Origin of the sequence: Elstera litoralis (assembly GCF_000963705.1) — a bacterium.
In the GTDB taxonomy this organism is placed as follows: domain Bacteria; phylum Pseudomonadota; class Alphaproteobacteria; order Elsterales; family Elsteraceae; genus Elstera; species Elstera litoralis.
In genome coordinates, this window is record NZ_LAJY01000230.1 from 1 (window position 1) to 9,667 (window position 9,667).

13 protein-coding genes are annotated in these 9,667 nt (G+C 63.7%); 9 read left to right on the forward strand and 4 right to left on the reverse strand.

All coding sequences use genetic code 11. The features are described 5' to 3' along the window. Window positions 1–1,059: ABC transporter substrate-binding protein (locus tag VZ95_RS09830; RefSeq protein WP_045775686.1), on the reverse strand; the 1,059-nt coding region annotated here is incomplete at its 3' end. Then, complete coding sequence (locus VZ95_RS09835; protein WP_052711655.1) at window positions 1,056–2,072, reverse strand: aldose epimerase family protein; 1,017 nt, start codon at window positions 2,070–2,072, stop codon at window positions 1,056–1,058. The genes VZ95_RS09830 and VZ95_RS09835, both read right to left, overlap by 4 nt. Window positions 2,073–2,387: 315 nt before the next feature. Here VZ95_RS09835 and VZ95_RS09840 point away from each other — a divergent pair, with 315 nt between their 5' ends. From VZ95_RS09840 to VZ95_RS09865, 9 genes are all read left to right on the forward strand, one after another. Further along, window positions 2,388–3,155: a DeoR/GlpR family DNA-binding transcription regulator gene (locus VZ95_RS09840; protein WP_045775687.1), complete on the forward strand. Its 768-nt coding sequence runs from the start codon at window positions 2,388–2,390 to the stop codon at window positions 3,153–3,155. Between the two features lie 14 nt (window positions 3,156–3,169). Next, window positions 3,170–4,183 carry an extracellular solute-binding protein gene (locus VZ95_RS09845; RefSeq protein ID WP_045775692.1) on the forward strand — a complete coding sequence of 338 codons (1,014 nt, stop codon included), beginning with the start codon at window positions 3,170–3,172 and terminating at the stop codon, window positions 4,181–4,183. Between the two features lie 60 nt (window positions 4,184–4,243). Next, window positions 4,244–5,077 carry an ABC transporter permease gene (locus tag VZ95_RS09850; RefSeq protein ID WP_045775688.1) on the forward strand — a complete coding sequence of 278 codons (834 nt, stop codon included), beginning with the start codon at window positions 4,244–4,246 and terminating at the stop codon, window positions 5,075–5,077. Between the two features lie 4 nt (window positions 5,078–5,081). Continuing rightward, on the forward strand, window positions 5,082–5,870 hold the full coding sequence (locus VZ95_RS09855; RefSeq protein ID WP_045775689.1) for an ABC transporter permease: 789 nt from the start codon (window positions 5,082–5,084) through the stop codon (window positions 5,868–5,870). Further along, window positions 5,867–6,232, forward strand: a complete 366-nt coding sequence (locus VZ95_RS26980) for an ATP-binding cassette domain-containing protein (protein ID WP_232302589.1) — start codon at window positions 5,867–5,869, stop codon at window positions 6,230–6,232. The genes VZ95_RS09855 and VZ95_RS26980 overlap by 4 nt, the downstream gene beginning before the upstream one ends. Window position 6,233: 1 nt before the next feature. Then, the gene (locus VZ95_RS28160; protein WP_269747094.1) at window positions 6,234–6,362 is read left to right on the forward strand and encodes a hypothetical protein; all 129 of its coding nucleotides are present in this window, start codon (window positions 6,234–6,236) and stop codon (window positions 6,360–6,362) included. Window positions 6,363–6,433: 71 nt separating this feature from the next. Beyond that, entirely contained in the window at window positions 6,434–6,838 is a 405-nt protein-coding gene (locus VZ95_RS26985; protein WP_232302590.1) for an ATP-binding cassette domain-containing protein, read from the forward strand. After that, the gene (locus tag VZ95_RS28805) at window positions 6,783–6,911 is read left to right on the forward strand and encodes a hypothetical protein (RefSeq protein ID WP_332308065.1); all 129 of its coding nucleotides are present in this window, start codon (window positions 6,783–6,785) and stop codon (window positions 6,909–6,911) included. Before VZ95_RS26985 ends, VZ95_RS28805 begins: the two co-directional genes overlap by 56 nt. Beyond that, window positions 6,911–7,723, forward strand: a complete 813-nt coding sequence (locus VZ95_RS09865) for a phosphodiesterase (RefSeq protein ID WP_045775690.1) — start codon at window positions 6,911–6,913, stop codon at window positions 7,721–7,723. The genes VZ95_RS28805 and VZ95_RS09865 overlap by 1 nt, the downstream gene beginning before the upstream one ends. Here VZ95_RS09865 and VZ95_RS09870 read toward each other — a convergent pair. After that, the gene (locus VZ95_RS09870; RefSeq protein ID WP_045775693.1) at window positions 7,720–9,285 is read right to left on the reverse strand and encodes a methyl-accepting chemotaxis protein; all 1,566 of its coding nucleotides are present in this window, start codon (window positions 9,283–9,285) and stop codon (window positions 7,720–7,722) included. The genes VZ95_RS09865 and VZ95_RS09870 overlap by 4 nt on opposite strands. A 28-nt stretch (window positions 9,286–9,313) precedes the next feature. Then, on the reverse strand, window positions 9,314–9,667 hold a 354-nt coding region (locus VZ95_RS09875; protein ID WP_156995218.1), incomplete at its 5' end, for a SpoIIE family protein phosphatase.

Genomic DNA, 9,667 nt, shown 5'->3' on the forward strand with positions numbered 1-9,667 from the left:
TTGATGTTCTGGGACAGGTGGCTTATTCGCCAGCGAGTTGATATGGCGATCCTGCATATCGATCTTGCCGCCAACGATATCCAGCATTAGCGATTCAACGTCCTGGGAAATCGAGTAGCTGACCTGATCGATATAGGGTAGTTGGCGGCCCTGCTGATCGACCTGCCAGAAATAGGGATTGCGCACGGCCACAACGCGCGTCGCGCCGCCGATATAGGGTTCTTTGATGACCCACGGGTCCATAACCGGGCGTTCCGGGTTGCCCCAACGCGAGGCGATTTCAATATCGCCGCATTTGGCGCGGAACAGCGTCGGCCAGTCCGAAACCCCGGCGGCTTTCACAGCCTCATCCAGCTTCGGGTTATATTTCGGCAGGAACTGGCTGGCGTAATGTTTGGCGAACAGCGTCGTATGCTGGCCGAGCGGCGTGGCCAGATTTTCGAGGAACAGCGCATAGGGCACGGCAAAGGTGAATTTCACCGTGGTCTCATCGACCTTCTCGCAAACCACCGGCTTGCCGCCGATCATCAACTGCGACGGCGTCGCCTTATACAGATCAGTATTCTTCACGCAGTCTTCGATGGCGAAAACGATATCATCCGCCGTAAACGGCTTACCGTCCGACCATTTCAGGCCCTTGCGCAGGTAGAAAGTGAACTGGGTCGCGTCAGCGTTCACGTCCCACTTATGGGCGAGGTTCGGCACGACGCCGGTGAATTCGACGTTCCAGCGCACCAGATTCTGCGGGCCGATGACTCTCAGAATGCCGTTCTGGTCGGAGGAGCCGCGCAAACCGCGCCGCAGCGAGCCGCCATAGCGCCCGAGTTCCTTCACCGTCACCACGTCCGGGTTTTCCGGCAGGCGCTGGGCGAGCGGCGGCAGTTTGCCCTCGGCGACCAGCTTCGCCAGATCGGGCGATTCCTTGGCGGCAGCCGCCTGCGCAAAGCTCATGGACGGCATCAACGACAGGGCCGCCGCGCTGGCAGCGCCCTTCAATAGGCTACGGCGATCCAGGCTTAGCGCCGAGAAAGCATTGGTGTTGGAATCAGACTGGGTCATAAGTTTCCTCCCTTAAGGAATTTTTGGTTTGGACCATTGTGTCTGGGGAACGGGCGGATGGCACTGTCTGGGGGATCAGGACACTCCGATGTGAACGGACGCCGTGAGCGTCTGCCCCGCCGCGAGGGTGAGGAAGCCGGTATGCGCCAGCCCTTGCGCTGCGAGATTGACCGCATCGGCAACGTGGCTGACGGGCTCCAAACAGGCATAAGCCCCGCCCGCCGGGAGGTGCAGAACGAGATGATCGAGGGGCGCGCTGGCCGCAATGGTAATCGCGCCGCCCGCCGCCCGGCGCAGCACGGCAATCGCGTCCCAATCGGCAAAATAGCGCGTGCCCCCTGGGGACCGTGAACCTGGTTCACCGTCTCGACGCTTAAGGGCACCCGCTGGGTTGCCAGCCCGTCGCTATCGGCCCGCCACTCGGCTTTTGCGCTAAAATCAATCTCGTCGCCCGCCGTCGCCGCCAAAAACGGGTGCAGGCCGAGCCCGAGCGGCATCAGGCGATCACTCTCGTTCGTCACCGCAAGGTCGATGGTCAAACCCTGGGGCGCAATCTGTACGGTTTGGACGGCGGTAAAGGCCCAGGGCCACGCATCGGGCCGGTGGGTATAGCGCATCTGAGCGGAGGTCGGCGTGACCGCCTCCAAATGCCAGGGGCGCTGCTGGGCAAAGCCATGATGGGCATGGGGAAAACAATCGGGGTGCGGGCGCAGCGCAATCCGCTGCCCATCGAAGCTAAACTGCGCCTCCCGAATCCGGTTCGACCACGGAACCAGCGGGTAGCAGCCGCCTTTCGGCCAAAAATCGGGATCGAAGGGCGACGGCGTGAGCGGAACCAGAATATCGCGCGGCACCCGGCCCGGCGGCGCATAGCAAAGGCTGGCAATGCGCCCGCCCGCCTGCGGCCAAAGCTGCGCCGACAGAAACCCGGCTTCGATTCGGCAGAACTCCGCCGCACTCGCCGCGTTCGGCACGCCCGCTAAAGCCCCTTGGTAATTCGCCGCTGCCCGCATAGCCGTCTCCCCGAAGTGGCTTGCGCCACCGACGGGGTCTTTTGCCCCGCTTGCTTCATACGACTGTGTGGAGAGTTGCCAAAGTTGTCAATTGGCAAACGGTATTTGACTTACAATTTAGACCGTGCGGCGGGGCGCCAACGGCGGAAAAGCGGGTTTCCGGTGGGGGTCAACCCGATCTTCAAATGAATTTTCCTGAGTCTGTTTTTCGGCATTGCAGCGTGAGAAAATCGAGAAAATTCCCGAATAATGTTCATTCGAGCATAACAAAGCTGCAACACGGCACGTTTATTCTTTCATATGAAAGGAGCGCTCATGCCCGCGATCGACCCCCGCAGTCAGGCCATTCTCGAAAAAGTCCGCGCCGAAGGGTTTCAGCCCATCGAAGCGCTGGCGGCGCTGTTCGGCGTGACCAGCCAGACCATCCGCCGCGACGTGAATGCGCTGTGCGAAGAAGGGCTGCTGCTGCGCCGTCACGGCGGCGTGGATGTGCCGCCGCGCGCCAATCCCAATCTGCTTTACGAAGACCGACAGATTCTGAACCTCGACGCCAAGCGCCGCATCGCTGGCCAAGTGGTCGAAGCGATTCCGGACGGAGCCTCGCTCTTCCTCGGCATCGGCACCACGCCGGAACAGGTGGCCCATGCGCTCATCCGCCGCGAGGGGTTGACGGTGATGACCAATAATCTCAACTGCGCGCTCGTTCTCGCACGGGCGGGCAAGGCGCTGGTGTCGGTGCCGAGCGGCACGATCCGCCCGCATGATCTCGATATCGTTGGCCCGGACGCAGCGCATTTCTTCGACCGCTTCAAGGTCGATATCGCCATTTTCGGCGTCGGCGGCGTCGATGCCGACGGCAGTTTGCTCGATTTCACGCCCGAAGAGGTGCAAACCCGGCTGCGCATGCTGGCCAACTGCCGCCGCAGCTTTCTGGTGCTCGACCATTCCAAGTTTGGCCGCAACGCCACCGTGCGCGGCGGCCATATCGCGGATGTTTCCGCCGTTTTTACCGACCTTCCCCCGCCCATCGATATCGTCCGCCAACTGAAGGCGGCCGATATCGCCCTCACGCTTGCCCCTTGATCTTGGAGACCGCCATGTCTGCCTTCTTCTCCCGCCGCACCCTTGGTGCGCTGCTGCTGCTGCCGCTGTTCGCCGCGCCCGTCCAGGCCGCCGAGCAGGCCGTTTGCTACAATTGCCCGCCGGAATGGGCCGATTGGGGCACGCAACTGAAAATGATCCAAGCGCGCCTGGGCATCACCGTGCCGCCGGATAATAAGAACTCCGGTCAGGCGATTGCCGCCATGATCGCGGAAAAGGCCAAGCCGGTCACCGATGTCGTCTATCTCGGCGGGATCGCAGCGGGCCAAGCGATTGAGGCCGATGTCATCACCGCCTATAAGCCCGCCAATTGGGACAAGATCCCCGCCGATCTGAAAGACCCGGAAGGCCGCTGGTTCACCATTCACTCGGGCACGCTCGGCCTGTTCGTGAATACCGCCGCCCTTGGCGGCAAGCCGGTGCCGCAACGCTGGGCGGACCTAAAGAACCCGATCTACAAGGGCATGGTCGGCTATCTCGATCCGACCAGCGCCGCGGTCGGCCAACTGAGCGTGATGGCGGTGAACCTCGCGCTCGGCGGCAGCTACGATAAAATCGATGCGGGCATCGCCTTCTTCAAAGACTTGCAGAAGAACGATCCGATCGTGCCGAAGCAAACCTCCTACGCCCGCGTTATTTCCGGCGAAATTCCCATTCTCATCGATTACGATTTCAACGCCTATCGCGGCAAATATTCGGACAAGGCCCCGGTGACTTTCGTGATCCCGGCTGAAGGCAGCGTGACCTTCCCCTATATCATGGGCCTCGCCAAGAACGGGCCGAACGCCGCCAATGGCCGCAAGATCCTCGATTTCGTGCTGTCGGATGAAAGCCAAGCCCAATGGGGCAACGCCTTCCTGCGCCCGGTTTTCGCCGAAAAACTCTCGGCAGAAGCCGCCGCCAAGTTCCTGCCCGCCGCCGATTACGCCCGCGCCAAGCCGGTCGATCTCGGTAAGCTCGGCCTTGCGCAAAAGAGCATCGTCGAGCGCTACAAAAGCGACGTGAACTAATCCTGAGGCGGCGGGTGGCAAATGCGCCCGCCGCACTTTGCCGTTTATAGGAGCCGCCCGATGGCCCTTCCTCTGTCGCTGCAAAACCGGCTGGTGCTGCTCGGCTTTCTCGCCCCCGCGTTGATTCTGCTCGGCGCGTTTTTTCTGCTGCCGCTCGGGCATCTGCTGCTGGTTGGCGCAAGCGGGCCGAACGGCCTTGCGACCTATGGTGCGATTTTGACTGACCGCGCCTATCTGGGAAGCCTCGGGCAAACCGTACTGGTGTCCACCGCGACCACGGCGATCACGCTGCTGATCGCCGGGATCGTCGGGCTGTTTCTTCAACGCAATCGTTTCCCAGGGCGCGGATTGCTGCTGGCCTTGCTGACGTTCCCGCTGGCCTTTCCCGGCGTCGTCGTCGGCTTCATGGTGATTATGCTCGCCGGGCGGCAAGGGTTGATCGGCCAAGTGAGCACCTGGCTTACGGGCGACAAACTCGTCTTCGCCTATTCGATGGCCGGGCTGTTGATGGGCTATGTCTATTTCTCCATCCCGCGCACGCTGCTGACCGTGATGGCCGCCGCCGAAAAGCTCGACCCGAAGCTGGAGGAAGCCGCGCGTTCTCTAGGCGCAAGCACCGCGCGCGTCACCTGGGATGTGCTGATTCCGGGGCTGAAGCCCGCCCTCATCTCCTCCGGCGCTTTGTGTTTTGCCACCGCAATGGGCGCGTTCGGCACCGCCTTTACCCTTGCAACCCGGATCAATGTGCTGCCGATGGTGATTTATACCGAATTTACCTTACAGGCGAATATGGCGCTCGCCGCCGCCCTCAGCCTTATCCTCGGGCTCGTCACCTGGGGCGTTCTGGCGCTGGCCCGCACCGCCGCCGGGGCCAGTGTGGCGGCGGGAGCGTGAGCCGATGAGACGCCGCCCGCTCTTCTGGTTGCAACTCGCCGCCACGCTCCTCACCTGCGCTTTCGTGACCGTGCCGATTCTGCTCTCGCTCGCCGCAGGCGTGACGGAAGATTACCGCCTCGGCCTTGCCAGCGGCCTTACCCTGCGCTGGGTCGAGAAAGTCGCCGTGGAGTATGGCGACACGATTCTGCGCTCCATCGGCCTTGCCATCGCCTGCCTCGGCGTGACGCTCGTGATCGGCGTTCCGCTCGCCTATGCTTTGGCGCGCAGTGGCCAACGCTGGACGCGCTGGGTGGAAGAGCTGCTGATGCTGCCCGTCGCCATTCCCGGCCTTGCCACCGCGCTCGCGCTGATTTCCGCCTATGGCACCTGGAGCGGTTTTCGGACCTCCAGCCTGTTCATTCTGGTCGGCCATGTGCTGTTCACCCTGCCCTTCATGGTGCGATCCGTCCTCGCGGTCTTGACTGCCATTGATCTGAAAACCCTGGAGGAAGGTGCCGCCAGCTTGGGCGCGGGGCCGTGGCGGCGCTTCACCAGCATTGCCCTACCGAATGCACGCGGCGGTATTCTCGCGGGCTCCTTGATGGTCGTCACCCTGTCGGTCGGCGAGTTCAATATGACCTGGCTGCTGCACACGCCCTTCACCAAAACCCTGCCGGTGGGGCTCGCGGACGCTTACGCCTCGCTGCGGCTTGAGGTGGCGAGTGCTTACACGCTGCTTTTTCTCCTTCTTATTCTTCCGCTTCTGCTCGGCCTTCAGTGGGCCGCCAAGCGTTTGGAGCAACGGTCATGACAGCCACCCCCCTCGGCATTCGCCTGGAGCACTGCGGCAAGCATTTTCCCGATGGCACCCAGGCGTTAACCCCGCTCGACCTTGCGATTCACCCTGGCGAAACCCTGGTGCTGCTCGGCCCCTCCGGCTGCGGCAAAACGACGATGCTGCGCCTGATCGCCGGGCTGGAGCGCCCCGATGCGGGCGGGCGCATCCTGTTCGGCGCGCGCGATGTCACCGCCCTGCCCATCGAAAAGCGCCGAGTGGGCATGGTGTTTCAATCCTACGCCCTGTTCCCTAACATGAGCGTGCGCGGCAATATCGAATACGGCCTGCGCGTACGCGGCGATGCCCCCGCCCAAACGCCGCGCCAAAGGGGATGAAATGCTGGCGATGATGCGCCTCACGGCGCTGGCCGACCGGCGCATCGATCAACTCTCCGGCGGGCAGCGCCAGCGCGTCGCCCATCGCCCGCGCGCTGGCCGTCGATCCCGCCGTGCTGCTGCTCGATGAGCCGCTGACCGCGCTGGACGCCAAACTGCGCGACGCGCTGCGCACCGAGAATTGCCGCGCTGCTGCGGCAGGTGCGCGTCACCTCCGTCTTCGTGACCCACGATCAGGCCGAAGCGATGGCGCTCGGCGACCGCATCGTCGTGATGGCGGCGGGCAAGATTGCCCAGATCGGCAGCCCGCGCGAGATTTACGCGGCCCCGGCCTCGCGCTTCGTGGCCGACTTCATCGGTACGCTGAATATCCTCCCCGGTCGCAAATCCGGCGCACTCTGGGAAACGCCGCTCGGCGCGCTGCCCTGGCCCGCCGCGCCAACGCAGGGCGAGGCGCTGTTTCGGCCCGAAGCGGTAACGCTCGATCCCACTGGCCCCTTGACCGCGACCGTCGCCAGCCGCCTTTTTCGTCGGCGATCGGGTGCGCCTGATGCTCGACGTACCGGGTCACCGCCCCGTCGCGCTCGACGCCCCCGCCCAGAATGAGAGCGCACCGGGCGACCGGCTGCACTTCACCATCGCCCCCGAAAATCTCTTCGCGCTGCCGGAGCCCGCCTGATGCTGATCGCGCAAATCACCGACCTGCACGTTAAAACCCCCGGCAAGCTCGCTTACGGTAGGGTCGATACTGCCCGTTTCATGGCCGACTGCATCGAAAGCCTGCTGGCGCTAAAAGCCGTGCCCGATGTGGTTTTGGTGACGGGCGATCTCGTCGATTTCGGCGAGCCGGAGGAATATCGGCACTTGCGCAGCTTCCTCGACCGGCTGCCGATGCCGCTGTATCTGGTTCCCGGCAATCACGATGGCCGCGACACGCTGCGCGCGGCTTTCCCCGATCACCCCTATCTGCCCGAAACCGGCTTTCTGCATTGGGTCGTCGATGAGTATCCGGTGCGCCTGATCGGGCTCGATACGCTGGTGCCAGGGGAAAGCCGGGGTGAACTCTGCGCCGACCGGCTGACGTGGCTGGAAACAACCCTGGCCGCGAGCGACCGGCCGACGCTGATCGCCATGCACCACCCGCCCTTCCAAACCGGGATCGGCCATATGGACCGCATCGGGCTGACCGGGGCCGAGGCTTTCGCCGCCCTGCTCGACCGCTTCCCCCAGGTCTGCCGCGTGATCTGCGGCCATTTGCACCGCCCGATCACGATGCTGATGGGGCGCGCCATCGTCTCTACCTGCTCAAGCCCCGCTCATCAGGTCGCGCTTGATCTGCGTCCCGATGCCGACAGTCGCTTTATGATGGAGCCGCCCGGCTTCGAGCTGCACCGTTGGACCGGGACGGGGTTTCTGTCGCACCGCGCCGCCATCGGCACGTTCCCCGGCCCGTTCCCCTTCTTCGATCCGTCCGGCGCGCTGATCGATTAACCTCCGACCAGTCGGGCGACGAAGCGGTTCACCTGTTCGTGCAGCCCGACGAAATTCTCTTCCAAACTACGGATTCCCGTATTGAGGTGGGTCGCGGCGTCGCCATTGCGTTGGGCCGATTGGGCGACATCATGCACATGCTCGCGCAGCTTTTCGGTGCCATAGGCGGCCTGTTGAACCGCGCGGCTGATGTCGTTGGTGGCCGAGCTTTGCTCCTCCACGGCGGCCGCAATCGAAGTGCTGATCTCGTTGAGGCTTAAGATGGTCTTGGCGATATCGTCAATTTCCGTCGCCGCCGTGCTGGTCGACGATTGAATTGTATTGACCAGCAGCGTGATTTCTTCCGTCGCCTTCGCCGTCTGCCCGGCGAGATTCTTTACCTCATTGGCGACGACGGCAAAGCCGCGCCCGGCTTCCCCGGCGCGCGCGGCTTCGATGGTGGCATTCAGCGCCAGCAGATTGGTTTGCCCGGCGATATTGCTAATCAGCGTGAGAACATCGCCGATGCGGTTGGCGTCCTGCACCAGCTTGGTCATCATCGCCACGGTTTCTTCGATGCGGCGGTTGGCGTTGCCGGAAACCCGGTTGGAATTATCGGCCTGTCCGGCGATTTCGCGGATGGAGGCCGCGAGCTGTTCCACCGCCGCCGCCACCGTTTGCACGTTCGCCGTCACCGATTCTGCCGCCCGCGCTGCTTCGTTGCTGATGGTGACATTATCATTGGCGCTGACCGCGACCGAGCCGACCGATTCCGTCATCACTTCCGCCGTGCCGCTGACCGCGTGCAGGACTTGGCCGACATCGGCATCGAAATCCGCCGCGACCGACCGAAGCGCGGCGTGGCGCAGGCGTTCTGCCTCCTCGCGCAACTGCACCTGCTCCTGCTCCAGCCGCAGCTTATCGAGGGCGTTTTCCTTAAAGGTCTGCACAGCGGCGGCCATATGCCCCACCTCGTCCTGCCGACTGCGGGCGGGAACGGAGACATCGAGCTTGCCACTCGCGAGATCGGCCATCACCCGCGTCATGCGCGTGATCGGCTTGGTCACGCCGCGCACGATGAGCAGGAGTACCGCCGATACCAACAGCAGCGCGGCCAGGCAAACGAGCGCCGTCGTCAGCACCGTTCCTTGCGCCTCCGCCAGCAGCCGGGCCGTGCTGAGCCGCACTTCCACCTGCCCGATGATCGAGGTTTTCGTGCCTTCGGTGCGCGTCACCGGGGTCGATTGCACCACCAGCGTCGGATCGACCGGCCCCAGTTTACCATGCTCGGTGAAGCGCTTGCCGTTGGCGTCGAAAATCACACTGCCGACGTAATCCGGGTCCTGCGTGAGCGCGCCGAGCACTTTGGCGGCGGCATCGGTATCGATGTTCCACAAGGCCTCCCCCGCCCCGCCCGAGAGCACGACGCTGACCATCAGCGCCCGCTCCTGCAAGGCACTGCGGGCCGCACTCAGCGTGAAATAGGAGAGAGCCACCGTTGCGAGCACGGCAATCGCCGTTAGCAGCAGGGCGATGGGAACAAGCACGCGAACCGTCAGGCTGCTGCGGAAAAAGGTCAGCATGAACATCTCCTTTGCGGGCGTCGCGGGATCAAAGCGCCGGGGCCAAGCGGCCAAGCGCGAGAACCGAGCTATCCTCGCTTTGCGGAAGGCTACCGACGAAGCGGATGAATTGGTCGGAAAGCTGCGCCACCAACAGGGCGGGCGCGGCGGTCGAAAGATCGCCCAGCCCGCGCTTCAGCCGTTGATCGCCGAAGCTGAGGCCGTTGGCGTCGCTCGCCTCCGTTACGCCAGCCGAAACGAAGACCAGCGCGGCCTCGGCGTCGAGGTGCCCGGCGGTCTCGGTATAGAGCGCGTCGGCGCGGCGGGCGAGCGTACGCCCCCGATCGACGGCAAGAGCGACCAAGCCGCGCCGGGGATCGACCAACAGCGGATCAGGGCACCG